The 25,065-nt window shown below is 62.5% G+C and carries 27 protein-coding genes and 1 pseudogene; 4 read left to right on the top strand and 24 right to left on the bottom strand.

What is annotated here, in order from left to right; translation table 11 throughout:
• The 9 genes from NKJ80_RS18350 to NKJ80_RS18390 all read right to left on the bottom strand — a co-directional run.
• Nucleotides 1-242, bottom strand: a 242-nt coding sequence (locus NKJ80_RS18350) for a helix-turn-helix domain-containing protein (protein WP_352498094.1), incomplete at its 3' end; no start/stop codon positions are given.
• 120 nt (nucleotides 243-362) lie between these two features.
• Nucleotides 363-983 carry a glycoside hydrolase family 19 protein gene (locus tag NKJ80_RS18355; protein WP_352498095.1) on the bottom strand — a complete coding sequence of 207 codons (621 nt, stop codon included), beginning with the start codon at nucleotides 981-983 and terminating at the stop codon, nucleotides 363-365.
• A gap of 20 nt (nucleotides 984-1,003) precedes the next feature.
• Nucleotides 1,004-3,355: a hypothetical protein gene (locus tag NKJ80_RS18360; protein ID WP_352498096.1), complete on the bottom strand. Its 2,352-nt coding sequence runs from the start codon at nucleotides 3,353-3,355 to the stop codon at nucleotides 1,004-1,006.
• A 655-nt stretch (nucleotides 3,356-4,010) separates the two neighbouring features.
• Nucleotides 4,011-4,211 (bottom strand): hypothetical protein, encoded by a 201-nt coding sequence (locus NKJ80_RS18365; protein WP_352498097.1) that lies wholly within the window; start codon nucleotides 4,209-4,211, stop codon nucleotides 4,011-4,013.
• Nucleotides 4,212-4,531: 320 nt separating this feature from the next.
• Nucleotides 4,532-4,777 carry a MoaD/ThiS family protein gene (locus NKJ80_RS18370; RefSeq protein WP_352498098.1) on the bottom strand — a complete coding sequence of 82 codons (246 nt, stop codon included), beginning with the start codon at nucleotides 4,775-4,777 and terminating at the stop codon, nucleotides 4,532-4,534.
• Nucleotides 4,778-4,801: 24 nt separating this feature from the next.
• Complete coding sequence (locus NKJ80_RS18375; RefSeq protein ID WP_352498099.1) at nucleotides 4,802-7,066, bottom strand: xanthine dehydrogenase family protein molybdopterin-binding subunit; 2,265 nt, start codon at nucleotides 7,064-7,066, stop codon at nucleotides 4,802-4,804.
• The gene (locus NKJ80_RS18380) at nucleotides 7,063-7,545 is read right to left on the bottom strand and encodes a (2Fe-2S)-binding protein (protein WP_023684040.1); all 483 of its coding nucleotides are present in this window, start codon (nucleotides 7,543-7,545) and stop codon (nucleotides 7,063-7,065) included. The genes NKJ80_RS18375 and NKJ80_RS18380 overlap by 4 nt, the downstream gene beginning before the upstream one ends.
• Nucleotides 7,545-8,405 (bottom strand): FAD binding domain-containing protein, encoded by an 861-nt coding sequence (locus NKJ80_RS18385; RefSeq protein ID WP_023693632.1) that lies wholly within the window; start codon nucleotides 8,403-8,405, stop codon nucleotides 7,545-7,547. The genes NKJ80_RS18380 and NKJ80_RS18385 overlap by 1 nt, the downstream gene beginning before the upstream one ends.
• 178 nt (nucleotides 8,406-8,583) lie before the next feature.
• Nucleotides 8,584-9,540 carry an SDR family oxidoreductase gene (locus NKJ80_RS18390; RefSeq protein WP_023684037.1) on the bottom strand — a complete coding sequence of 319 codons (957 nt, stop codon included), beginning with the start codon at nucleotides 9,538-9,540 and terminating at the stop codon, nucleotides 8,584-8,586.
• A 95-nt stretch (nucleotides 9,541-9,635) separates the two neighbouring features.
• On the opposite strand from NKJ80_RS18390, the gene NKJ80_RS18395 reads away from it, so the two are divergent.
• Nucleotides 9,636-10,544, top strand: coding sequence for a LysR family transcriptional regulator (locus NKJ80_RS18395; RefSeq protein WP_352498100.1), 909 nt, complete (start codon nucleotides 9,636-9,638; stop codon nucleotides 10,542-10,544).
• On the opposite strand, the gene NKJ80_RS18400 is transcribed toward NKJ80_RS18395, so the two are convergent.
• From NKJ80_RS18400 to NKJ80_RS18410, 3 genes are all read right to left on the bottom strand, one after another.
• Nucleotides 10,508-11,683, bottom strand: coding sequence for an MFS transporter (locus NKJ80_RS18400; protein ID WP_352498101.1), 1,176 nt, complete (start codon nucleotides 11,681-11,683; stop codon nucleotides 10,508-10,510). The two genes, NKJ80_RS18395 and NKJ80_RS18400, sit on opposite strands and share 37 nt — an antisense overlap.
• Nucleotides 11,684-11,858: 175 nt before the next feature.
• Nucleotides 11,859-12,167, bottom strand: a complete 309-nt coding sequence (locus tag NKJ80_RS18405; protein ID WP_023690051.1) for a DUF1244 domain-containing protein — start codon at nucleotides 12,165-12,167, stop codon at nucleotides 11,859-11,861.
• Between the two features lie 12 nt (nucleotides 12,168-12,179).
• Entirely contained in the window at nucleotides 12,180-12,977 is a 798-nt protein-coding gene (locus tag NKJ80_RS18410) for an N-formylglutamate amidohydrolase (RefSeq protein WP_352498102.1), read from the bottom strand.
• A gap of 246 nt (nucleotides 12,978-13,223) precedes the next feature.
• Between NKJ80_RS18410 and NKJ80_RS18415 the strand changes: the two genes are divergently transcribed.
• A complete protein-coding gene (locus tag NKJ80_RS18415; protein WP_023673118.1) occupies nucleotides 13,224-13,712 on the top strand; it encodes a DUF1036 domain-containing protein in 489 nt (162 codons plus the stop codon).
• Nucleotides 13,709-15,154, top strand: coding sequence for a pyruvate kinase (gene pyk, locus NKJ80_RS18420; protein WP_023690053.1), 1,446 nt, complete (start codon nucleotides 13,709-13,711; stop codon nucleotides 15,152-15,154). The genes NKJ80_RS18415 and pyk overlap by 4 nt, the downstream gene beginning before the upstream one ends.
• Here pyk and NKJ80_RS18425 read toward each other — a convergent pair.
• The 4 genes and pseudogenes from NKJ80_RS18425 to ykgO form a co-directional block, all read right to left on the bottom strand.
• A pseudogene (locus tag NKJ80_RS18425) lies at nucleotides 15,112-15,617 on the bottom strand (hypothetical protein). The gene pyk and the pseudogene NKJ80_RS18425 sit on opposite strands and share 43 nt — an antisense overlap.
• Nucleotides 15,618-15,622: 5 nt before the next feature.
• On the bottom strand, nucleotides 15,623-16,687 hold the full coding sequence (locus NKJ80_RS18430; RefSeq protein ID WP_023673115.1) for an alpha/beta fold hydrolase: 1,065 nt from the start codon (nucleotides 16,685-16,687) through the stop codon (nucleotides 15,623-15,625).
• Nucleotides 16,688-16,922: 235 nt separating this feature from the next.
• On the bottom strand, nucleotides 16,923-17,504 hold the full coding sequence (locus NKJ80_RS18435) for a tetratricopeptide repeat protein (protein WP_023684032.1): 582 nt from the start codon (nucleotides 17,502-17,504) through the stop codon (nucleotides 16,923-16,925).
• Nucleotides 17,505-17,617: 113 nt separating this feature from the next.
• Nucleotides 17,618-17,743, bottom strand: a complete 126-nt coding sequence (gene ykgO, locus NKJ80_RS18440) for a type B 50S ribosomal protein L36 (protein ID WP_006327841.1) — start codon at nucleotides 17,741-17,743, stop codon at nucleotides 17,618-17,620.
• A gap of 241 nt (nucleotides 17,744-17,984) precedes the next feature.
• Between ykgO and NKJ80_RS18445 the strand changes: the two genes are divergently transcribed.
• Nucleotides 17,985-18,413, top strand: coding sequence for a lysozyme inhibitor LprI family protein (locus NKJ80_RS18445; protein ID WP_031251619.1), 429 nt, complete (start codon nucleotides 17,985-17,987; stop codon nucleotides 18,411-18,413).
• A gap of 38 nt (nucleotides 18,414-18,451) precedes the next feature.
• Here the strand turns inward: NKJ80_RS18445 and NKJ80_RS18450 are convergent, their stop codons facing one another.
• From NKJ80_RS18450 to NKJ80_RS18485, 8 genes are all read right to left on the bottom strand, one after another.
• Nucleotides 18,452-19,528, bottom strand: coding sequence for a 5-(carboxyamino)imidazole ribonucleotide synthase (locus NKJ80_RS18450; RefSeq protein WP_023702776.1), 1,077 nt, complete (start codon nucleotides 19,526-19,528; stop codon nucleotides 18,452-18,454).
• Entirely contained in the window at nucleotides 19,525-20,022 is a 498-nt protein-coding gene (purE, locus tag NKJ80_RS18455) for a 5-(carboxyamino)imidazole ribonucleotide mutase (protein ID WP_023708578.1), read from the bottom strand. Before purE ends, NKJ80_RS18450 begins: the two co-directional genes overlap by 4 nt.
• Before the next feature lie 74 nt (nucleotides 20,023-20,096).
• Nucleotides 20,097-21,302 (bottom strand): aminotransferase class V-fold PLP-dependent enzyme, encoded by a 1,206-nt coding sequence (locus tag NKJ80_RS18460; protein ID WP_352498103.1) that lies wholly within the window; start codon nucleotides 21,300-21,302, stop codon nucleotides 20,097-20,099.
• Nucleotides 21,303-21,322: 20 nt separating this feature from the next.
• Complete coding sequence (locus NKJ80_RS18465) at nucleotides 21,323-21,784, bottom strand: RidA family protein (protein ID WP_023673109.1); 462 nt, start codon at nucleotides 21,782-21,784, stop codon at nucleotides 21,323-21,325.
• Between the two features lie 117 nt (nucleotides 21,785-21,901).
• The gene (locus NKJ80_RS18470) at nucleotides 21,902-22,696 is read right to left on the bottom strand and encodes an amino acid ABC transporter ATP-binding protein (RefSeq protein ID WP_023673108.1); all 795 of its coding nucleotides are present in this window, start codon (nucleotides 22,694-22,696) and stop codon (nucleotides 21,902-21,904) included.
• Nucleotides 22,697-22,700: 4 nt separating this feature from the next.
• Nucleotides 22,701-23,351, bottom strand: a complete 651-nt coding sequence (locus tag NKJ80_RS18475) for an amino acid ABC transporter permease (protein ID WP_023673107.1) — start codon at nucleotides 23,349-23,351, stop codon at nucleotides 22,701-22,703.
• A gap of 1 nt (nucleotide 23,352) precedes the next feature.
• Nucleotides 23,353-24,018, bottom strand: coding sequence for an amino acid ABC transporter permease (locus NKJ80_RS18480; RefSeq protein WP_023673106.1), 666 nt, complete (start codon nucleotides 24,016-24,018; stop codon nucleotides 23,353-23,355).
• Nucleotides 24,019-24,087: 69 nt separating this feature from the next.
• Nucleotides 24,088-24,918, bottom strand: a complete 831-nt coding sequence (locus NKJ80_RS18485) for a transporter substrate-binding protein (RefSeq protein ID WP_352498165.1) — start codon at nucleotides 24,916-24,918, stop codon at nucleotides 24,088-24,090.
• Nucleotides 24,919-25,065: the final 147 nt, after the last annotated feature.

Consider the following 25,065-nt stretch of genomic DNA (forward strand, 5'->3'; position numbering starts at 1 on the left):
AGCAGCGTATAACGCCGAAAGGCGACGATGACCGCCTCTTCCTCAGTCGATAGCACTGTCGACTTCGGATCTCTGGGGCCAGTCGAAAGATCGGCGGCCGACGTCCGGTTCCTCCACTTCCTAACCGTCTTCTGATTGATGCCGTAGCGCTTCGCCAGCGCCCTCAGACTCTCTTGACTATGCTGTATCGCTCGACGGATCGCCTCTGTCGTCGTGGCGCTCCCATGAAGAACCTGGCCCATAGCGCATCCTTTGATTCGGACGAAAAGTATGCGCCATCAAAGCCTGGGATCAAACATTTAGATAACGGCGTTGCCAGGCTACCAATCAGTGACTCGCATTGGACGCGCGCGCGTTCTATTTTAGATCGTATAGCTTATTGCGGCGTAGTATCTGAGCCCGTAGGACGCGACCAGGTCGGCCCGCTCGATACCGTTGATTATGCGTCTGGCGTTCTTCCAATCCGCCTTTTTCGGGTTGAAGAACTGGGCAAGAGTGTAGCCGGTGAAAACCCCTTTGATCATGCCTTGCACCATCACCTGCCTGGCGACATCCGGATTCATGGCGGCGGCTGGATCGGCGACCAAGTTTACGCCGACTGCGTCGCCGATGCGTTTGTAGTTGGCTTGGTGAGTAAGCTGGACCAGACCTCGCCCCAGCCAGGACTGATGGTTCTGATCCCAACGCCAGTACGGATTCGTCACCCAGGGTAATTTCCCGGCATTCCACGCCTTCTCCAGGATCGATATCGCCTTTTCGTCGGTCGCAGCGAATGTTTCCCGGACAGGCTGCATGGTCCTGCCCGTCTCGTGATGAGCAGTCGCAAGCATATAAGCCAGCCACCGGTCGTCCTTCGTTGCCAACGTATCGTTCCACAGTTTCAGGATTCCAGAAATTCCGTCGAACTGCGACTGCGACATGTGGCCGTCGAACAAATAGGTCCTTGTGTAGTCAAAAAAGAATTTCTCATTGAGTTTACCCATAGCTTCCCCCCTTTTGAATTTCATTCGACCGGAGGCGGTTCCTGCGTCGGCGGTTGGTCCGCCGGCGCGTCCTCGCAACCCGCGCTATCCTTCGGCGCCTTTACGATCACGGCGTCGCGGACGCTGTCGAAACCCTCGCTGGTCCAGACCGTTAGAGATTGGGCAGCGTCGTTCGACGGGATGGGAAGGTTACGAAAATCCGCAATGATACCGCGCATGTTCGGCAGGACGGTTATGCGGGTCGCCCTTTGACTGCCGATCGTTACCACGGCGCTGCGCCACAGGCGCAGGCCCGGAATGACCACCGAAACGTCTCTGCATGCCATCAGCTCGATGGCCCTTTTGTTGTCCATCAATTCGGTGCTTATCTTCGGACGTCTTGTCGATTGTTGCCCGCCGATGAAACCATCGAAGGCTTCGTAGTCCGGCGGGATCGGTACCCGGTATTTGGCGGGCTCGCCGACGGAGACTTCCCTGGACGATGAGTCGAGCCAGCCCGTATTGACAGTGACGTCCAGCCCACTGGTCCAGGCAGGTACTGAAATCAACGCAAATTGCGACTTTTGCAGCGCGTTGCTGCTGTGGGTGGCATCGATGACCCAGCCGAACTGGACAGAATCCGAGAACCGAGAATCGGCGAAGCCGACCAGGCTTGCCTCAACGCCGGCGTGCTGGTCCTCCCGTTGGAGTTCAAGCCTGAGCTCCTCATCACTGCCGAGGCCAGTGCCAGGAATCGCTACATTGCCAGCCCTCCCCCGATCGTTGAAGATAGCGACGACCTGCGAGCGTGGAAACAGCGAATAGGCATACATATCGGGCCGTATGACGCGCTCGACGAAATTAAAGTACCCGGAAGGGACCTGAAAATAAAAGGCGCCACAACCCGCGGATTTATTTCCAGCTATACGGCATGCATCGATTAACGCACCCGGCGCATTATATCCACCAGCTGGATTTTTTATCTGATTCTGGAGAAGATAAAGGCTAATCCGCGCTGCGTTTCGATATTTTGAACTGTATAAATTAGCTGGACTGTACGTGAAAGCGAAGTATTCTTCGCCTACCGTGTCGATAGGAGAAAACCTGGCGTTGAGCTCCGGCGTCATCGAGCTGTTCTTGAGAACGAAGATGGTATCGGTGACCGCCTCAACCCCGAAGATCGGAATCTCCGAGCAATCGGTCGAAGTTGGCATCTTGACGTCTACGTTCAAAAAATAAGACCACGGCTTCGGTAACAAAACTACCTGCGTTCCCCCGGTAATTAGAGAGGGAGTAAATGCTCCGTTCTCTTGTATTTCTGCACTTGAAAGAGCGAGAACAGTATTTATTGAAAGAATAGCCTGTTTTTTCCAGTCAATCTTAGCTGAACCGGATGATTGGCATTGCTGCTCCGCTTCTTGCAAAATCTGTGAATTCAGCCTCCACTTAACATTGTCCATCCACTGCTTATACAGTTTGTATCTATAATAGCTCGGGTCAGCTGTATCGTAGCTTATCTTATTGATAGATGAGGCATAATAAGACAGGACGTGCGACGGGAGATCGGCAAAATCATTATCTACTCTTTCGTCTCTGCTGGTGAGGCCTTCGTTTCCCGCCGTGATCGAGATGCGTACGAAGGCGCGTCCCAGCGAAGAAGTGCCCGGAAAGACCGAAGTATCGAAGCGCAGACCATATACCGAGTTTCCTGTCAGGTCGTGCCTGTCGTCTAGCAGATTTTCCAGAATTCCCTGGCGCAGAAAATCGCGCGCATACGAACGGACTGCGAAGGCATCGATGAAGTTCAGATTCGCTTGTTGGCGAGTTTCCTCGTCGGCGTTGTTCCCGCTCGCAGGCGCACTGGCTCCTGCCCCTGCGTTCTGGCCCTGAGTCTGCGGATACGTCGGCGGGGTGTTGCCCGGAATGGGACTGGCCGGTTGCGGCACGCCAAGATCGGCCGGCGGCGGCGTTGGCGCGGCTGGATCGGGTCTGGCAGGAGCATGGCCACCGGCGGCCGATTCGTCTTTATTGTTATAAACCCCGCCCTTATCGGTCGTGACGCCGGAGAATCCGATGGTCGCCTTGTCGAGCAATTCCAGTTGCTGGCGTAGCCAATAGTCCTGGTCGTTACGATCGTTGACTAATCGCTCTCGTGTATAGACGCTTGGGCTGCTGACATAAATTGCGCCAGAGGGGCCGACAAACCAAGAGTAAACCCTACTTATCGCAGTATTATCCAGAAATACCCAAACCAATATAACAAGCAAAATCAACGGTATAAATCGATTAATTTTCCAAACATAAGACAATATGCTGGCAAGTTTTGAGAGATCGAGCTTTAAATTGCCCTTCTTGCCCTTTGCGGCGGGATTATGAGGTCCAGCGTTCGACATCTGCGATCCCCATTAACTTCTCGGAACGCAACCCCCCGGGACTGTTTTCAGATAATTACCTTGGTCATCATAGACATATGTCACCTCCCGACTTCCGCTCGAACAGTTTGAATCGGATACTATCCCTGCCTTTTCGGTCTCTGCCCAAGCCGTACTGAACTGACTCCCCGACAGAAGAACGGCCAGCGAGAAAACAGAAATAAGCAACAGGCTTTGCCATGCGGGAAACGTTCCGCCAATCGCGAGATAGCGACCCATGTTCGTAATCCTGCAAATTAAAGAATGACCGATCCCCATGCATTTCCGCCACAAGTACAAGGAGTGCCGATAGGCTGGGGATTTATGTAGCAAATTCCAAAAGGAGTCGCGCATCGGTTTCCCAATACCTGCGCAGTTCTGACGTTTGAGCCAGAGCCCATATTCAGCTGAAGTTCTCCGGACCATTCTGCCGACGACAACGCAAAAAGGCTGAGCACCAAAAGACGATACATATCCACTTCACACCTCTGCTTGCGGATGGATTTGTCAACTAGGTATCTAATCGAGAAGATTTACCTCTTTTATTTAGGAGTCAATATAAATCATAAATCTTTGAAATTCTGCTGTCTGAGCTACTCCCCGATCCCTTTGGGCGGGTTTCCGGATGGTTCCGAAATCAGGTCCGCAGCTTGCTTGTCGCGACCACATATCCAGCTGCGGTCGGCCAATCGAGTCGGTCAAGATCAGCGTTGAAGCCAATTTTGAATTCAAGCCATGTGTTGCCGTCTTCGACGCCGCTGCGAGCTTTCATCACAATGGCCAGCTCACAGTTCGGCGAAATGTACGGGCCATCGCTGGCGCGTTTCCTCAGGTTCATGGGCATGGTTCCTATTCAGAATTGATGATCAGTCGTTGTGATGAGATTCTTCCGGCAGTTAACAGTCAGCCATGCAGCGCGCGTCTGTAACGACCGGTTGTGTGAGCGCCTTAGCGAGATAAGCACGCTGCAGGCGCGGTGTTGGCTGAGAATCAGTCTGGAGGCCTCGGCGTAGCCAGACGACGGATCGCCAACCGACAGGATGCTTGCCGCCTGAACCAAGGTCAGCTTTCGGGATCATTTGCCCTGAAGAGGATAGTCAGCTACCGGCCCATCCTTGACGTTCGAGACCTTGACGTTAAGCTGTGGCGCCTCCCCAATTACCCCCCAGCCAGCCTCGGCAACAGAAAAATCTCCGCCCCCTTTGGCAATTCCTTCGACCACGTATCGCGATAGATCGTGCCGTCGATGGCCACCGCGATGCCCTTCTCGATCCAGGGCTCGAGGCCGGGATACTGTTCAGCCAGTTTCCTGAACAGCTCCCTTATGTCCTTGGCCTCGACCTCGACCTTGCTCTGGCCGCCGGCGAGCTGGCCCAGCGCGCCCCAGAGCGTGACTTCGACCATTAGGGCAAGAACCTCATTTCGGCCTTAGCCTCCCCGTTCCGCCTCGATCGCGGCGAGCACCCTTGGCGGCGACATCGGGATGTGGGTCATGCGCACGCCGGCGGCGTTGGAGACGGCGTTGGCGATCGCCGCCAGCGGCGGCACGATCGAGGTTTCGCCGACGCCGCGCACGCCATAGGGGTGGTTGGGGTTGGGGATCTCGAGGATCTGGGTGTCGATCATCGGCAGGTCGGAGCAGACCGGGATGCGGTAGTCGAGGAAGCCGGCGTTCTGGAGGCGCCCGTCCTTGCCGTAGATATACTCCTCGTTGAGCGCCCAGCCGATGCCTTGCGCCGCACCGCCCTGGTACTGGCCCTCGACATAGGTCGGGTGCACCGCCTTGCCGGCATCCTGGATCACCGTGTAGCGGATCACCCTGGTCGAGCCGGTCTCGGGGTCGACCTCGATGTCGCATATATGGGTGGCGAAGGAGACGCCGGCGCCGTCGGCGACGAGTTCGCTGTGGCCGGCGATCGGCCCGCCGGTCTTGCCGGAAGCGGCGGCGATCTCCTTCAGCGACAGGGCTGCAAGATTGCCGTACTTCTCGCCCTTGGCGATGGCGTGGCCGTTTTCCCAGACCACGTCGTCGACGGGGATGTCCCACGTCTGGGCGGCGCGCTCACGCAGGATCTTGATCGCGTTGCGGGCGGCCGAGATGGTCGCCATCGACGACGAGAAGGTGCCGCGGCTGCCGTCGGTCATGTCGTTGTAGCCGAGCGAGGAGGTGTCGGCGACCACCGCCTTGAGCTGGGCATAGTCGATGCCGAGCTCCTCCGCCGCCACCAGCGACAGCGACGCGCGCGAACCGCCAACGTCCACCGTCCCGACAGCCAGCGACACCGAGCCGTCCATGCCGATGTTCAGGTCCACGCAGGTCTGGCCGCCGAAGTTGAACCAGAAGCCACAGGCCATGCCGCGGCCCTGGTTCTTGCCCAGCGGCGCCTTCATGTGCGGATGGTGCTTGGCCGCCTCCAGCGTCGGGCCGATGCCGATCGGGCCGTAGACCGGACCGTAGGAGGAGCGGGTGCCTTCCTGCGCGGCGTTCTTGATGCGGAACTCGACCGGATCCATTCCAAGTTCCTTGGCCAACTCGTCGACGGCACTTTCCACCGCGAACGCCGCCATCGGGGCGGAGGGTGCGCGATAGGCCGCGGTCTTCGGCCGGTTGACCAGCACTTCGAAGCCGACCGTCTTGACGTTGTCGAGCTTGTAGCAGGCGAATGCCGTCATGGCGCCGATCTCGGCCCATGTGCCGGCATAGGGGCCGCTGGTGTAGCGCAGCGTCGCTTCGGCGGCGGTGATGGTGCCGTCCTTGCGGGCGCCGATCTTGACGTCGATCGAGGTGGCGCTGGTCGGGCCCGAGGCGCGGAACACCTCGTCGCGAGTCATGACGAGCTTCACCGGCCGACCGGCCTTGCGCGACAGCGCCAGCGCCACCGGTTCGGCCCAGACGTGGGTCTTGCCGCCAAAGCCGCCGCCGATTTCAGACGAGGTGACGCGCAGCTTCGAGGCTTCCAGCCCGAGCAGTTGCGCGCAATGCTGGCGGTAGACGAAATGGCCCTGCGTGCAGACCCAGAGGTCGGCGGTGCCGTCGGACGAGACGCTCGCCACGCAGGCATGCGGCTCGATATAGCCCTGATGCGTCTGCTCGGTCTTGAAGGAGCGCTCGACAATGACATCGGCGTGGCCAAAGCCCTGATGGACATCGCCATGGCCAAACTGGCTGCGCTTGGTGACGTTGGACGGCTTTGCCGGCTTTTCCTCGAGACCCTCGGTGAAGATCGTGTCGTTGATCAACGGCGCGGTGTGCTTCATCGCCTCGTCGACATCGGTCACATGCGGCAACAGCTCGTACTCGACCTCGATCAGCTTCAGCGCCTGCCTTGCCGTGCGGGCATCGACGGCGGCGACCGCGGCCACCGCGTGGCCGTCATAGAGCGCCTTGCCGCGCGCCATGCAATTGTCGAGGACGTCAAACATGGCGGCATCGCCATCGGTGAGATCGGGCAGGTCGGCGGCGGTGATCACCGCTTTCACGCCGGCGAGCTTTTCCGCTTTCGAAGTGTCGATCTTGAGGATCCTGGCATGCGCGTGCGGGCTGCGCAGAACACGCCCGACCAGCTGTCCAGCCATGTTGAAGTCGGCGCCGTAGCGGGCGCGTCCGGTCACCTTGTCGACGCCGTCGGGACGGATAGGCCGCGTGCCGACGGATGAGAATTTGCGGCCCGAAAAGCGTGGATCGAAGTTCATGCGTGTGCTCCCTTCATCACGTTGGCCGCATCCTGCACCGCGCGCACGATCTTGTCGTAGCCGGTGCAGCGGCAGAGGTTTCCGGCGAGGCCGAAGCGGATTTCTTCCTCGGTCGGATCGGGGTTCTTGGCCAAAAGGTCCTTCGCCGCGATCAGGAAGCCCGGCGTGCAGATGCCGCATTGCAAGGCTGCATGCTCGAGGAATTTCTGCTGCAGCGGATGCAACTGATCGCCATGCGCCATGCCTTCGACGGTCTCGATATGCCGGCCTTCGGCTTCAGCGCCAAGCACAAGGCAGGAGCAGACCAGCCGATTGTCGAGAATGATCGAGCAGGCGCCGCAGTCGCCCGTGCCGCAGCCTTCCTTGGCGCCGGTCAGCCCGAGTCGGTCGCGCAGGACGTCGAGCAACGTCTCGTCGGGCTGGCAAAGGTATTCGACGTGATCGCCGTTGATTGTCGTTGAAACTGCTACACCGGCCATCATTTGCCTCCTGCGCGTGCGTAGGCGGTCGTCGCGGCCCGTCCGGCCAGCACGCCCGCAACTTTTCGTCTGAACTCGATGGTACCGCGCTTGTCGTCGATGGGGCGGCAGGCCCCAGCGCAGATCTTGGCGAGCCGCTCAAGTGCCGCCTCATCCAGCTTCCTGCCGATGAGAGCCTCGGCTGCTTCTTCCACCAGAAGCACGGTCGGGGCCGCGGCGCCCAGCGCGACGCGGGCGGCTGTTATGACGCCATGCTCGTCGAGCGTCAGGTTCACGCCGGCGCTGACCACCGCGATGTCCATCTCGGTGCGCGGGATGAATCTGAGGTAGGCGTCGCCCGAACGCGGCGCGCGCTTGTCGAGCAGGATCGCCTCGACGATCTCACCCTTGGTGAGCGAGGTCTTGCCAGGCCCGATCGGCACAGCCTCGACCGGAATGGTGCGCTTGCCCGACGGACCGGCAACCACGGCCTTTGCGGCGGCGGCCACCAAGGCCGGGACGCTGTCGGCGGCCGGCGATGCGTTGCACAGATTGCCAACGATGGTGCAGCGGCCCTGGACCTGTTTCGAGCCGATCAGCTTCGACGCTTCGACGACACCGGGCCAGGCCTTCTTCAGAACCGAGCTCTCGCCCAGGACGGCGCAGGGGACGGTGGCGCCGATGCTGAAGCCGTCGGCCGTCTCCCTGATCTCGCTCAAGCCCTCGATCGCCTTGATGTCGACGATCAGGTCGGGATCGACAAACCCGCCCTTCATCCGAACGAGGAGGTCACTGCCTCCAGCGAGAATGGCTGATGTGCCGGAAGCGTCGGCCAGCAGGCCAACGGCGTCTTCGATTGAAAGCGGACGTATGTAACGCATCGTCTCCCCTTGGTGATGGTGATCTCGCCGACCGTTATAAACAGTCTCCTCATAATGACCATCCGGTTGCTGATTTCCAGCGATTGGGCCAGCACCGCGAGAGAGATTTTTGTCTAAAGTCTTTGTTTTGATGCATGTCGTTGTCCCAGAACCGCGCACACTTCTGGGCGACATGCATTTAAGCGGCGTCTTTTGCATTGTCGAGGCTGATGCCGATGTCCTTCAATGCCTCGGCCACGGCCTCGTCCAGCGGCGTGTGCGGGACTTCGCCGATGATGCTTGCCAGCCGGTCGGACACGAGCCGGTGCGGTTCGAAGCGCAGATAGGACATCGAGACGATCTCGCGCCACATCGCCACGAACGGGCTGCCGGCGCGCAGCACCCACCAAGGCATGAAGGTCAGTTTCAGCGGACGGCCCAGCGCCTTCTCGGCGGCGGCCTTTATGTCCATGTCGGTGACGGCGTGGCCGGGGAAGTTGAGCGCCTCAAAGAAGCCGAGCTTGCCCTGATTGCGCGCCAGGCCGACGAAGCCGATGGCGAAGTCCGGCAAATAGGCCCATTCGTGCACGAGGTTGGCAGGGCCAGGCGCTGTGTAGACGCCCTTGTTCATCTTGGCGGCGACGACGAGGTCGAACCATGAACCGCTGCCCGTGCCGCCGAAGAAATCGCCGGCGCGCAGGATGATGGTGCGGACGCGGCCGGCATCCGCCTCGCGGCGAAACAGCGCTTCCATGGCGCAGCGGATGCGGCCCTTCTCGGTCGTCGGACGAAATGGCGCGTCTTCGGTGACCACCTCAGGCATCGGCGAGCCGTAATTGTAGACAGTGCCGGGGAAAAGATGCAGCGCGCCGTTGGCATGGCAGGCGGCCATGACGTTCTCCGCCATCGGCAGGCATTTGCTCCAGTCGGTGTAGATCGGGTTGAGACCGTTGAAGACGATGTCGACACCCTGCGTGGCGCGGATCAGCGCCTCGCGGTCGAGCGCATCGCCGGCGACGGCGGTGGCGCCCTTGAGTTCGGCTGGGACCTTGCCGCTGCGGGTGACGGCGCGGACGTCGAAACCGGCGTCGATGAAGGCTTTCCCAACCACGCGGCCGAGCCGGCCATTGGCGCCTAGAATTGCGATCTTGGTCATTTTTCTTCTCCGTGTCTGTGTTTGCACGGCGAATATGATGCGTTCATACGCGAATGAAAATTGACTATGGATGCAGATTTGTTATTCATAAATGAATGGAAGACATCGACTGGAACCTGATCAAGAGTTTCGTCACCGTGGCGGAGACCGGCAGCCTGTCGGCCGCAGCGCGCAAACTGTCGGCCAGCCAACCGACGCTCGGGCGTCACATCGGTGAGCTCGAACAGGCGTTGGGCGTCACCTTGTTCCGGCGCGGGCGGCGCGGCTATGCGCTGACGGAAGCAGGCGCCACGCTGTTCGAACGCGGCAAGGCCGTGAGCGAGCAGGCGAGCGCGTTCTCACTATTGGCATTGGGCTCGGTCGAGGCGATCGAAGGCACGGTGCGCATTGCCGCCAGCGAGGTGGTGGCGGCCTATGTGCTGCCGAAGATGACGGCGCGGCTCGGCATCGAGGAGCCCGGCATCGAGGTCGAGATCGTCGCCTCGAACCAGGTCGAGAACCTGCTGCGAAGGGATGCCGACATCGCCATCCGCATGGTCAAGCCGGCGCAGAACGAGCTGACGGCGCGCAAGGTCTGCGATATCAAGCTCTGCTGCTGCGCGGCTAAATCCTATCTCGACACGTACGGCCGCCCGCTCAAGCCCGCCGACCTTCTCGACCATCCGCTGATCGGCTTCGACCGCAGCGACGAGATGATCCGGGGCTTTACCCAGGCCGGCATCCCCGTCACCCGAAGCAGCTTCCGCTTCAGGGCCGACAACCAGATCGTTCTGTGGGAAGCGCTGCGGGCGGGAAACGGCGTCGGTCTCGGCCAGGAGCCGCTGGCCGACAGCGACCCGTTGCTGGAGAAACTCCTGCCCGGCCTGCCACTGCCCAGCCTGCCGGTGTGGCTTGCCATGCATCGTGACGTGCGCACCAGCGTGCGCATCCGCCGCGTCGCGGATTTCCTCTATGAGGAGCTGAAGCGCTATTCGGCGGGTGCGGCCGCGAATTCGGCGCGGTGAGCGAGCCCGGCCATCAACAGCACGACGATCAGCAGCGCCGACATGGCGACGAAGATCGGGCCGAAGCTCGAATGCTCGGCGACGAAGCCGATCGCCGACGGCGCCACCAATATACCGGAATAGCCCATGGTGGTGACCACGCTCATGCCGGTGCCCGACGACATGCCTTCCTGGTTGCCGCCGGCCGAGAAGATGATCGGCACCATATTGGCGATGCCGAAGCCGCAGAGGGCAAAAGCCGCGATGGCGATCCAGGGCGATGGCGACAGGCCGGCGACCAGCATGCCGGCGGCGGCGACGACGGCAGAGCCGCGCAGCGTGGCCACCGCGCCGAAGCGGTTGCGCACGCCGTCGCCGAAAAAGCGCATGACAGCCATGACCCCGGAGAAGGCGGCGTAGGCAAGGCCGGCGATGGAGAGGTCGGCGCCGAGCTCCTGCCGGAGATAAAGCGCTGCCCAGTCGAGCACGGCGCCCTCGGAAATCATCGTCAGCAGCGCCATCAGCCCGACAAGATAGACCAGCGGGTTGGCCGGCAGCGTAAATCTGTGATGCTCGGCGGCCTGCGGCTTGTCCTCTGCGATGAGGTAGCCGACCGCCACGGCGATGACGGCAAAAGCAATGACCGTGACTACAGCCGCATGGGCGAGTTGGCCGTAAGTCTGGATGGCGTAACCGCCCAGACCGCCACCGGCGAAACCGCCGAGGCTCCAGAAGCCGTGCGAGGACGACATGATGGCGCGGGACAGCCGGCGCTCGACCACCACCGCATTGGCGTTCATCGCGACATCCATGCCGCCGATCGAGCCGCCGAAGATGATCATGGCGATCGCCGCCAGCGGGACGTTGGGCGCCAGCGCCACGATCAGCAGGCCGAGGCTGCCGCACAGGCCGAACCAGCGCAACACGGTGCGCGAGCCATGCCTGGAGATCAGATGGCCGCACCAGCTCATGGCCGCGACCGCGCCGACGCCGAACAGAAGGATCAGCAGGCCGAGGGTGAATTTCGAGATGTCGAGCCGGGTCAGGAACACCGGAATCTGCGGCGCCCAGCTGCCGGTCAGGAAGCCGTTGGCGAGGAAGATCGCTGCTACGGCCCATCGCCCGCGAATGGCGCTCTGCATGGTGTTTTGCGCGTTCATGGCCTGAATCCGGTCAAAGAATGGCTTTGCGCGGCAAATTAGATCGATTCAATTTCTCGTCAAGCGCTGGGCTGCGAAAAGCTTGTGGGCCACATCTAAGGGGAAACCGTTAGGCAGCGTTCCTTCGCGCCCCCCTCTGTCCTGCCGACGTCAATCCTGTGAACCGCGCGCTACTTCAATGATCCCTCGGCCGCCTCGCCTCGAATTCCGCCTTCTTGGCGTCCGAAGCCTCGGTCTGGTTCAGCGCCTGCCATTGCGCATAGGGCATGCCGTAGACGATTTCGCGCGACTGGTCCTTGCCGAGATCGACGCCCTCAGCCTCGGCCGCTTCGCGGTACCAGTTCGACAGGCAGTTGCGGCAGAAGCCGGCGAGGTTCATCAGGTCGATGTTTTGCACGTCGCTGCGCTCGCGCAGATGCTCGACCAGCCGGCGGAAGGCCGCGGCCTCGAAATCGCGTTTCTGGTCATCGCTGAGTTCGGTCATTGCCTTGGATCCTCACAGCGGCCCGGTGCGCGAGCCGAACATCTTCACCTGATGTATATCGGGACGGCGGTCGATGGCGTCAACGATCGGCGCCAGCCGTTCCGCCCAGGCCAGCGCCCCCTTGCTGTCTGATATCAGGTCCTGCCGGATCTCGATCAGCGCATGGGCAAAGCCGTTGACGATGGCGTGCTTGAACATGGTGTCGCCGCGCAACGCGCCGTCATAGGGTTCATTGTCGCCGACGACGAGGTTTTTATCCTGCGCCAGCATGTCGATCAGCGGCCGCGCCACGCGGTCGTCGAGGTCCCACAATATGCCGACATGCCAAGGGCGGATGAAGCCCTGCATGACAGGGGTGAAGGAGTGTACGGAGAAGATGAACGGCGCTTTGCCTGAGGCGTGCGCCACCGACGCGATCATGGCGCCGACCGCGTCCTGATAAGGCCGGTAGAAGCCGTCGAGCCGCCTTTCGCGTTCGGCCGGTGCCATGGGATAGTTTCCCGGCACGACGGTGCCGTCATAGAGCTGGCGGATCAGCGTCGGGTCGTCCTCGCCGCGATTGGGATCGATCAGCAGCCGCGAAAAATTGGCGATCACCGCCGGCACGTCGAGCGCTGCGGCCAGTTCGCGCGTCACCGTCTCGACACCAATGTCGTAGGCGATATGGCGATCGAGTTCCGCCGCCGGCAGGCCTAGACTGCCATACTCCTCTGGCAGGTCGCGGCGGGCATGGTCGGCGACAAGCACGATGCCTCGCTTGCGGTCGCCTTCGACGATATCGAAAGGCGCGAAAACTGTGGATCGGGTCATTGGCTGGAAAGGTCTGTTCGCTGGCTTCCGGGGAGGGTGGTATCGTCATTCCCACGAAGAGGACTGTTGCGCAATGCCGTTGTTTGGCCACGGTTTCTGCGAAAATCCTGTGACGCGCGGCGTATCGCGTGTCGGGGGCCTTTCTAAATCGATTGGAATTGGACAGAACGGCGCGTTGACATGCGCCCGGACTTTTCCGAAAAGGGGCGTTGAGAGATGCAGATGACGTTATTGAGGGGTTTCGGGATGGGTTCCGCCGGCAGGCCGCGTGCGCGCACCGCCTTTGCCGTGCCGCTCCTGACCCTGACGCTAGGGCTCACCGCGCTGGTCGCGGCTTCGCCCGCCCGCGCCGATTTCCGCGTCTGCAACGCCACGCAGAACCTGGTCGGCGTCGGCATCGGCTACCGCGCCAAGGCAGGCTGGATCACCGAGGGGTGGTGGCACATCGAAGGATCGAGCTGCAAGACGCTGATCGAAGGTCCGCTGTCATCGAGGTTTTACTATCTTTATGCAGAAGACGCCGAGCGCGGCGGGCGCTGGGATGGCCCGATCAACATGTGCGTGGCCGAAAAAGAATTCAAGATTGCCGGCGTTACCGATTGCGTCGCCCGGGGCTTCCAGCGCGCCGGATTCCAGGAATATGACACGGGCGAGCAGGCAAGCTGGATGGTCCAGCTGACCGATGAGTCCACAACGGGAGGCGCTCCAGCCGCCCCGGGAACAAACAGTCAATGAGACGTAGCCGCAAGGTCAAGATCCTCGCCACCATCGGTCCTGCCTCCTCGTCCGAGGAGATGCTGCAGAAGCTGTTCGAAGCCGGCGCCGATGTCTTCCGCATCAATATGAGCCACACCGATCACGAGCTGATGCGCACGCTGGTCGGCCGCATCCGCGCGGTCGAGGAAAAGGTCGGCCGTCCGATCGGCATCCTGGCCGATTTGCAGGGACCGAAGCTGCGCGTCGGCAAGTTCGCCAACGGCAAGGAGGTGCTGACCCCGGGCCAGACCTTCACCCTCGACAACAATCCCGAGCCCGGCACGTCGACCCGCGTCTACCTGCCGCATCCCGAAATCCTGAGTTCGGTCGAGGCCGGCCACCGTCTGTTGATCGACGATGGCAAGCTGGAGCTCAGGGCGGTGAAGAGCGACGGCAAGTCGATCACCTGTGCGGTCGTCGCCGGCACCACCATTTCCGACAAGAAGGGCGTCAGCCTGCCCGACACCGACCTGCCGGTCGGTGCGCTGACCGAAAAGGACCGCAAGGACCTCGATGCGGTGCTGGCGGAAAGCGTCGACTGGGTGGCGCTGTCGTTCGTGCAGCGGCCGGAGGATTTGGCGGAAGCCCGCAAGATCGCGCGCGGCCGGGCGCTTATCATGGCCAAGATCGAAAAGCCGCAGGCGGTAGCCCGGCTGGCCGAAATCATCGAACTCTCCGACGCGCTGATGGTCGCCCGCGGCGATCTCGGTGTGGAAATGCCGCTGGAAGCGGTGCCCGGCATCCAGAAGCAGATCACGCGCGCCGCGCGCCGCGCCGGCAAGCCGGTGGTGGTCGCCACGCAAATGCTGGAATCGATGATCACCGCGCCGGTGCCGACCCGCGCCGAGGTCTCCGACGTGTCGATCGCCGTGTTCGAGGGCGCCGACGCCATCATGCTTTCAGCCGAATCCGCTGCCGGCGCCTATCCGGTCGAGGCGGTGGCGATGATGAACCGCATCGCCACCAAGGTCGAAACCGACCCGACCTATGCCGGCATCATCAACGCGCAGCGCTCGGAACCGGAAGCAACCGGCGCCGACGCCATTTCGCTCGCCGCCCGCGAGATTGCCGAGACGCTGAAACTGTCGGCGATCATCACCTATACGGCGTCGGGCACCACCGGCCTGCGCGCCGCGCGCGAGCGGCCGCAAGTGCCGATCATCGCCCTGTCGCCGATCCTCAACACGGCGCGGCGGCTGTCGCTTTTGTGGGGCACGCATTGCGTCGTCTCGCCCGACGCCAGCGACCTCGATGACATGGTCGACCGCGCCTGCCGCATCGCTTTCGAAGAGGGGTTCGGCCAGCCGGGCGACCGCGTCATCATCACGGCGGGCGTGCCGCTGAGGACGCCGGGTTCGACCAACATGCTGCGCATCGCCTATGTCGGATCGGACGTGCAGGCCACCCGCAACATAGGCTGAGACCTCGTCACAGTTCGCAGCGCTCTTGCCGCACCTTCGGCGTGATCGATACGCTGAAGGAATCGGCGTGCGCGGCGAACGGGGTCGTGCAGGTACTGGTCCGGACCCAGCATCTTTCGCCGGTTGAGTTCGACTGTGTCGAGCAGATCGAAATCGACCGTGGCGATCGTGCAGTGCCACCCGGGATTGCGCGACGCCCAGCCCCTCTTGTGGTGTTCCAAAAGCTGCTCGCGGGCGGAATAGCCGTGATAGTCGAACGCGATCACGCCGTTCGTCGCGTAAATATGGTTCCCGGAAAAGCCCTCGCCGGGAATGATCCGTTCGCCGTAAAATCCTTCCAGAGGAGCATGCTCGAGAAAGGCGCCAGCAAGAATGGCGCACGCGCCATAGCCGAAGAAGATGCGGTCCGGCAACGCCCATCGCTTCTCCGGGTTTCTTTGATGCCGTGTTTCAGGACATACATTGCGATCAGGTCGGGGCCAGTTCCGCGTCGGGCACGGTGATGTCAGGGCATCGCCCCTCATTGTAGGCGTCGCCGGCGATGCGTGCTTCCACGGTTTTTGCCATTGCCTGCAGGTCGACGACCTTGCCGGCGACTTTCTTGATCGCGCCGACGACGAGGTCGGAGGCGATCCAATCCGGCTTGTGGCCGAGATTGTGGACCCAGATCAGTTCGGCGCCGGGGATGTCCCTGACCAGGCCGACCGAATGGATCGAGGCATAGACCACCTTGTCGCGGTCGCCCGAGATGACAATCGTCGGCGCTGTGATGTCGCGGTAATGCGGCGCGGCCTTCAGCGTATAGTCGTAGAGGCCGGCGACATCGATGGCGTTGGCGCGGAAAGCGCCGGGACGCAGCACCAGCGGAATCGAGGCATTGCCGACATAGCCTTCCGGCACCTTGTTGGGAGAAAACACGCAGGCCGTGGCGCTGTCCATCTGCAGCGTGCCTGCCGGATAGGTCAATGTCTCCGAGAACAGCCAGCCGATGATGGGGGTGGCGGTCAGCTTGTAGTACCAGGCGGTCGCGCCGCCCGGCCAGGGGTGGCTGACCGGCGACAGAAAGACCAGCCCGAGCGTCTTCTCCGGGTGTTCGCGGCCAAAGGCGGCGGTGATCACGCCGCCAAAGGAATGGCCGACCATGATCGCATTGTGGATGCCGAGACGGTCCATCAGCCTGGCGATGGTGTCGGCCTGCGCCGACGGGCTCTCATTGCCGGGGCCGCGTGCCGACCAGCCAAAGCCCGGCCGGTCGAGGAAGACCATCTCCGCGCGGCCTTCGAGCAAAGGCCTGATCGGCAGCATCTGATCCCTGAGGTTGGCGCTGGCGCCGTGGATGAAGACGATGGCCGGCAGCTCTGCATTTTGCGGAGCCGGCACGTGGACATAGTGGATGCGGGTGCCGTCGATGTCGGCAAATTCGCCGGCCGGCGGGTTGCGCCACTCGATCAGCCACGCGCCGGCGCGGGTGACACCGGCCAGGGCAAAGACGAGCGCGAGGAGGAAGGCACAGGCGGCGTAGATGAGGTTCATGCGCGGAGATACGGCGGTGGAGAGGGATAAGTTCTAGGGAGCAGGGAGTAGTGAGTAGGGAGTAGTGAGTAGGGAGTAGTGAGTAGGGAGTAGGGAGTAGGGAGTAGGGAGTAGGGAGTAGGGAGTAGGGAGTAGGGAGTAGGGAGTAGGGAGTAGGGAGTAGGGAGTAGGGAGGTGGCGTCTCGACCAATCTTCTCTACTGACTACTCGCTAATCCCTAATTCCTACTGCCTAATCAAATTCCTTCGCCGGCAAGCTCTTCCGAAATTGCCGCGACCTGGTCCTGGGCGCTGCGCATCATCGGATAGATGGTAAGCACCTTCTGCCAGGCTTCGAGCGCCGATTGCTTGTGGCCGGTGGCGGCCATGATCTGGGCCAGGCCGGAAAGCGCGCCGAAATGGCGCGGTTCCAGCTGCAGCGTCTGGTCGATGTCGGACATCGATTTCCCGAAATTCTTCATCATGTAGTGCACGGTGGCGCGCCGGTTCCAGCCTTCGGCATATTTTGGCTGCAGGATGACGACCTGGTCGAGGAAGTCGAGGGCGACGTCGAACTTCTGGTCGTCCATCGCCTTTTGCGACCATTGCATCATCAGGTCGATCGAGGCGCTGCCGGACTGGAACCATTCGCCCCAGATGCGCCCGGCGATGCGCTCGGCCGCCTTTTCGTTGCGCTCGCGCTTCAGCTCGGCAAACAGTTGGTCGAGCCTGGCTTCCCTGGTCAGGGCAACCGGCGGCTTTGCCGGCGGATCGTCCGCCGACGCCGGAGCGACGCCGAAAAGAAACAGGGTCGCCAAAAATGCAAAAAGAATCCGCATCACCGGAATCTAACCCCGGACGGCGGATCGTCAAACTGAAATTAGCGTGAAAGTGCCTGGAACCAGGCAATTACCATCGTATGGACGGAGACAACGAGCCTCCGGCCGAACACTCAGCCCTGGCGCGCCTTGTAGCGTGGAGCGGTCTTGTTGATGATGTAGACGCGGCCCTTGCGGCGAACCAGCTGGTTGTCGCGGTGACGCGCCTTCAGCGCCTTGAGCGAATTCTTGATCTTCATGGTCTTGCCCGTCAGTCTGGGCCCTATCCGGGCCGAATTATTAAGGCGCGCCTGAAAAGCGCGCCTTGAACTTGCGGTGGCTCATAAACGAGGAGCCTTGCCCGTGTCAACCGCAAGCGTGCTGGATAGAGGCCGAGAATGGCTTTGGCCATCAAATATCCGCCATCTCGGCTCCACGCCATTGCGCAGCCGAAGACGGGCTGGAATGGTGCGGCACCCGCAAGCCGATTTGGAGACCTCCATGCGCCTGTTGTTTGTGTCCGCCTGCCTTGCCGTTGTGGCAGCGGCATCCACCGCGCAGGCGCAGGAATGCGACCGCAACGACGACAGCCAGCAGATGATGAACATCTGCGCCGGCGAGGACTATCAGGCGGCCGATGCCAAGCTCAACCAGGCCTACAAGGATCTCGTCGGTCGCAACGACGACAAGAGCAGGAAGCTGCTGCAGGTCGCGCAACGCGCCTGGATCGCCTTCCGCGACGCCGAATGCGCCTATACGACGACAGACAGCGAGGGCGGCTCCATCCATCCGATGGAGGTTTCACAATGCCTGACCGAACTGACTGACCAGCGCATCAAACAGCTCACCGCGGGCGCCAATTGTAGGGAAGGCGATGCGAGTTGCGCCAGCCCCGACGAGGACGGGGATCTGAACGACGAGCTGCAATAGGGCTCGATCCACGCCCTCGCGCAAAGTGCCGGAATGGCTTAGCTACGGCGGCTGATGCGCGTGAAATGGCCCATCTTGCGGCCTGGGCGCGCTTCCGCCTTGCCGTAGAGATGCAGCATCAGATCGGGCTCGGCGAGCAAAGCGGGTACGCGCAGCACATCGTCGCCGATCAGGTTTTCCATGATGCAGTTTGAATGCCGGCCAGGGTTGCCCAGCGGCAGGCCGGCAATGGCGCGGATATGCTGCTCGAATTGCGAAACGATGCAGGCGGCTTCCGTCCAGTGGCCGGAATTGTGCACGCGCGGCGCCATTTCGTTGGCCAGCAGCGTGCCATCGGCAAGAACGAAGAACTCGACGCCGATGACGCCGACATAGTCGAGGGCCGCCAGGATTTTCGCTGCCGACCCCTGTGCCGTCGCCGCCGTCTCCAGCCTGATCTGGGCCGGCAGGGTCGAGGTATGCAGGATGCCGTCGCGGTGGACGTTCTCAGCCGGATCGTAGGCGGCGACCGCGCCGTCCAACCCGCGCGCGGCGATGACCGAGATTTCGCGCTCGAAAGCGACGAAGGATTCGAGGATCAGCGGCACATTGCCCATGGTCTCGCATGTGCCGGCAAAGCCGCCCGTCTCCATGTTGCGGAAGACGCGCTGGCCCTTGCCGTCATAGCCCATGCGGCGGGTTTTCAAGATGCCGCTGCCACCGAACTCTCTCAGCGCCGCCGTCAGCTCGTCGTCATTGTCGACGGAGCGGAAATCCGCTGTCCTGATGCCGATGCCGTTCAGGAATAGCTTCTCCGCCACCCGGTCCTGGGCGACTTCCAGCGCCCTGGGCGGCGGATAGACCGGGACCTTGGCGGCGAGCGCGCCGGCAGCCGCTACCGGCACATTCTCGAATTCGTAGGTGACGACGGCGCTGACTGCCGCCAGTTCGGCAAGGGCGTCCGCATCGTCATAGGCGGCGGTGATCTGGCGGTTGGCGACCTGAGCCGCCGGGCAATCGGCCTGCGGTTCGAGGATAATTGTGCGGTAGCCGAGGCGCGCTGCGGCAACAGCCAGCATGCGGCCGAGCTGGCCGCCGCCGATGATGCCGATGCTCGATCCGGCGGGCAGGCTCACGGCGCGTCCGTCGGTTCGGTGGCGACCCTGGCGGTTTGGGCGGTGCGCCAGGCATCCAGGCGGGCGGCAAGTTTTTCGTCGTGCAGCGCCAGCACGGCGGCCGCCAGAAGGGCCGCGTTGGCCGCACCCGCCTTGCCGATGGCAAGCGTGCCGACCGGAATGCCGGCCGGCATCTGGACGATGGAGAGCAGCGAATCCTGGCCGGACAGCGCCTTCGATTCGACCGGCACGCCGAACACCGGCAGCGGCGTCATCGCCGCCGTCATGCCGGGCAGGTGGGCGGCGCCGCCGGCGCCGGCGATGATCACCTTGTAGCCGGCCGCCTTGGCGCCTTTGGCGAAATCATAGAGGCGGTCCGGGGTGCGGTGGGCGGAGACGATCAGCCGCTTGTGCGGAATGCCCAGCGCCTCCAGCGTTTCGGCGGCGTGGCGCATCGTCGCCCAGTCGGACTGGCTGCCCATGATGATGGCGACGTCGGCGCGGTGGTCGGTCAAGCGCATGCTCCCGGCGGTAAAGGCGCGCCTTAGCGGAATTCGGGCTGGCCCGCAAGGATGGCGGCCGCCGCAGCCTAGTCCGGCCAGCGCAGGGCGCCGGATGAATCCTTTCGCGGCTGTCTCATCGCATCCGCCGGCCTGTCGGCCGCGGTGAGCACGGCGCGGAGGCGTTCGGCGACGATCTCGGCCTCGCCTGGGTGCAGGTTGCACGGGTCGAGGAAGAAATGGCCACGCTCGACCTCGTGGTTGCGCACGATGATGGGCGGCGATCCGGCCGCCAATGCCCAGGCGAGGCCGGCGGCACTGAAGCGGCTTTCGGGGGAGACGAAGATCTGCAGCCGGTCAAGTGGATTGGCGGTCGGGTCGGGAATGATGTTTGCGACGATGCCGGGCAGGCCCTGCAGTGCGTCCTCCCACAGATGAAGCGCCGCTTCCTCGCGTCGGCGGATGCCGGCATGGTCGCGCTTTTCCCAGGCTTCCAGCGCCGCCATGGTGCCGGCGATGCTTTCCTTGCCGACCTTCATGGCGCGGGCGACGCCACGGTTTTGCAGATAGGCGGCGCGGACGAGATCCTTGCGGCCGGCGACGATGCCGCTGGTCGGCCCCGAAAGGAATTTGTGGCCGCTGTAGACGACGATGTCGGCGCCGCGCGCCAGGAAGCTGCGCAGGTCATATTCGGAAGCCGCGTCGACGATCACCGGCACGCCCCTGGCGTGGCAGATATCGCAGAATTCCTCAAGGGAAAGCATGCCGTATTGCACGGTGTGGTGCGCCACGACGTAGAGCGCCGCCGCCGTGCGCTCGTTGATAGCCTCGCGCACATGATAATCCTGCGTGACGCTGACCGTGCCGGCCGGAATGACCTTGGCGCCGGCGACGCGGATCGACTGGTCGATCGGTGCGCCGTAATTGACGATATGGCCGAGCTGGATGACGACTTCGGACTTCAGCCCTTCGGTATCGTCGGGCAGCCGTTCGATCGCCAGCAAATTGGTGCCGGTCATCGCCCCGGCGATCGCCATTGTGATGCCTGAGGCGCAGCAGGCGGTGATGAAGCCGGCCTCGCCGCCGGTGAGGCGGGCGGTGATCACGCTTGCGGCGCGCTGCAGATCGTCCATCTCCACCCATTGCGAGGCGATCTCGGCCATGGCGCTGATCGCCTCGGGAACGATGATCGAGGCGCCGAGCGTCGTCATCGTGCCGGAGACGTTGATGATCGGCCGCAGTCCCAGCCGTTCGCGGATCGTGGTGTTGGAGCCGGTATCGGAATAGGTTTTCATGTTCAGCGATCCCTTGACGGTCAGGCGGCGATCTCGACGACCGCTTCGATTTCGACGGTGATGTTTCCAGGCAGCGAGCCGACCCCGATCGCCGAGCGTGCATGGCCGCCGATCTTGTCGAAGACGCTGGCGAACAGGTCCGAGCAGCCATTGACCACTTTCGGGTGGTCGCTGAAGGTCGGCGTCGCATTGACGAAGCCGAGCAATTTGACGACGCGCACGATGCGGCCGAGATCGCCGGCGGCGGCGTGCATGACGGCGAGCAGGTTGAGGCCGGTGAGGCGGGCATGCTCATAGGCCTGCTCGACGGTGACGTCCTCGCCGACCTTGCCGGTGCACAGCGTGCCGTCGGCGCGCAGCGGCCCTTGACCCGAAAGAAAGATCAGCCGGCCGCTTTCCGCATGGGTGACGAAATTGGCGATCGGCGTCGGCGGCTCGGGCAGCGTCAGGCCGAGCTCGGCGAGCCGGATGTAAGGCGTCATGGAAGAATTCTCCTTGGGCCGGCCTGTTGTTTTACGCAATTCCCAAGGGAAAGCGCTTCGCGCTTTTCCCGGGAAAACCGCTTACACTTTTCCTGGAATTGCTTTGGGCCGCCCATGTCAGAAATGCGAGGCGCGGAACCGCGCCAGGAAAGAGCGCAGGCGCTCATTGGTGGTCTCTTCGGCAAGGATCTCCTTCGGCGGGCCAACAGCGCTGACACCGCCATCGGCCATGAAGACAATGCGGCTCGAAGCGTCGCGGGCAAAGGCCATCTCGTGCGTGACCATCACCATTGTCATGCCGTCTTCGGCCAGACTGCGCACAACGGCCAGCACCTCGCCGACCAATTCGGGATCGAGCGCGGAGGTGATCTCGTCGAGCAGCAGGATCTTTGGCTCCATGGCGACTGCCCGCGCTATGCCGACGCGCTGCTGCTGGCCCCCGGAGAGTTCCGCCGGCAGGCTGTCGGCCTTGTGGGCGAGGCCGACGCGGCTCAGCCAATGCTCGGCGATCTGGCGCGCCTCGGCCTTGCTCTTGCCGCGCACCTTGGTGAGGCCGAGCATGATGTTGCCGGCGGCGGTGAGGTGCGGAAACAGGTTGAAGCTCTGGAACACCATGCCGGTTTCGGCGCGCATATTGGCAAGGTCGCGCTCGCTGCGCCGCTGGCGCGCGCCGGCCTCACGAAAACCGACCTCCTTGCCGTCGATGCGGATCGAGCCTGAGTCGTAGCTTTCGAGAAAGTTGACGCAGCGCAGCAGGGTGGTCTTGCCACTGCCGGAAGGGCCGATGACGGTGACCACCTCGCCCCTGTCCACCTTGAGGCTGACCGAGCGAAGCACCTCGACCGAACCAAAGGCTTTCGAGACCCCGGCAATGTCGAGAAGGGCAGCATTGTCGTTCGAGCTTGTGGCCATCGTGCTAGTCCCGGATGAAGGCAAAGCGCCGTTCCAGCCGCCGGCTGGCGTAGGAAAGCGCATAGTTGACGGCGAAATAGATCAAGGCGCCGAGGATGTAGAGCGGCATCGCCTCATAGGTGCGGCCGATGACCTGGTTGATCGCCTGCATCAGGTCGGTGATGCCGAGCAGCGAGACCAGGGCGCTGCCCTTGACCGCATCGGTGACGCCGTTGATCCAGGGCGGCAGGAAGCGCCGGAAGGCCTGCGGAAAGATGACGTAGGTGAGCCGCTGGCGAAAAGTCAGCCCAATGGCCATCGCCGCTTCTGACTGGCCCTTGGGAATAGAGCCGACGGCGCCCCGGAGATACTCAATGACCTGCGCCGTCTTGAACAAGGTCAGCGCCAGCACCGCCGCCGAGAAGGATTGCAGATGCAGGCCGATGGCCGGCAGGCCGTAATAGACGAAGAACATCAGCACCAGGATCGGGATGCCGCGGATGGTGTCGGAGAAGATGCGCACGGCCCAGCGCAGCGGCGCCGGGCCGTAGACCAGGCTGACGCCGAGCGCGACGCCGGCAATCAGCGACAGCACCACGACCAGCAGCGACACCCACAAAGTGATGGCGAAGCCCTGGGCGAGGAACGGTACGGCGTAGAGGATCTGGCTCAGCATGTCAGCGCGCAGCCCTGAACCGGCGTTCGACCAGCCGCAGTCCGAACAGCAGGGTGTAACCGGTCACCAGATACATCGCCGTCGTCACCAGATAGACCTCGACGATGCGGAAGGTGTTGAAGTTGATCCACTGGGCGCCGAAGGTGAGCTCGGGCACCGAGATCACCGAGGCGATCGACGTGTCCTTGAACAGCGAGATGAAGGTGTTGGACAGCGCCGGCAGCGTGATGCGCAGCATGGTCGGCAGGCGCACATGAACCAGCCGCTGCCAGGGCGTCAGGCCGATGGCTTTGCCGGCATCGAGCTGGCCGCGCGGCACGGCTTCCAGGCCGGAGCGGAACACCTCGACCAGATAGGCGCCGCTATAGACCGACAGCGTCAGCACGAACGAGGTCGGCGCGTCGTAGGCGACGTCGATCACCGTCGGCAGGCCGTAGAAGACGAGATAGACGAGCAGGATCAGCGGCACGTTGCGGATGAATTCGACGTAAGCCGCAATGATGGCGCGCACCACGCGTCCGGCCGAGACATACCAGACCGCCAGCATCAGGCCGATGACGACGCCGATGGCAATCGAAATCACGGCAAGCTCGAGGCTGAGCAGAAGGCCGCCCCACAGCTTGTCGAAATGCCGCCAGATCAGGTTGAAGTTGAGCGTATAGCCCATGCGTCTCCCGCAATAACCAAGGGGATGCGAACTAGAAGGCAGAAGGGCTAACCCTTCCGCCAGCACTTGTCAGACAACCGGGAAACCCGGATGGCGGGCCGGCGGCTCCTGGCCGAAATAGTCCTTGAAGGCGGCGTCGTAGAGTGCGGTCTCATGGCCGAACATGGCGATGGTGAAGGTCTGGTTGACGAAGGTCAGCCAGTCCAGGTCGCCCTGCCTGACCGCCGCGCCGTAGAGCATCGAGTACCAGCTCTTGCCGGCATCGAAATATTTGTCGGGGTTGCGCGAGGCCAGCCAGCGCACGGTTGAAAGATCGACAGCGGCGGCATCGGCGCGTTTCGATTCCAGTGCCTGCAGCACATTGGCCTGGGTGTCGATCTGCAGCACCTGCGCCTCCGGCAGGGCGTAATGGACCGAGCTTTCGGCGTCGACATTCTGCAGGATCGAGATGCGCGTCGCCGAACCGCCGGCGAGCAGCTTGTCGAAGGTCTTGTTATCCGCGGTCGGCAGCGTCAGCAGGGCGACGCCCTCGACATAGTATGGCCTGGAGAAGTGGATCAGCTGCGAGCGCTGCGCGGTCATGGTCATGAACTGGATGGTAATGTCGACCTTGTTGGTGGTGACATTGGGGATGCGCTGCGCCGGATCTTGCATGACGAACTCGACCTTGCTCGGATCGTCGAACAGACCCTTGGCCAGGATGCGGCCCATGGTGATGTCCATGCCGACCAGCTCGCCGGCATCGTTTTCGAAATGCCATGGCGCGTTGGTGCTGCCGGTGCCGACGATCAGCTTGCCGCGGTCAAGCGCGGTGCGCAGAACGCTGTCGGATGCGGCTTGTGCCGCCGCCTTTTCGGCGCTGACAGCGGTCATCACGCCCGCCGTTGCAAGCCCGGCCATGCCCAGTTTCAGAAAATCTCGCTTGGATGCGTCGTTCACTGCGACCTCCTGTTGTTTGAGTTCCCCTTACAGACACACGTGTCGCCGACTTGAATTGTCTCTTACAATAGACACATGTATCCTATACAAGACAGATACTAACATCAG

The sequence above is a fragment of the Mesorhizobium sp. M0030 genome, from assembly GCF_040323695.1.
In the GTDB taxonomy this organism is placed as follows: domain Bacteria; phylum Pseudomonadota; class Alphaproteobacteria; order Rhizobiales; family Rhizobiaceae; genus Mesorhizobium.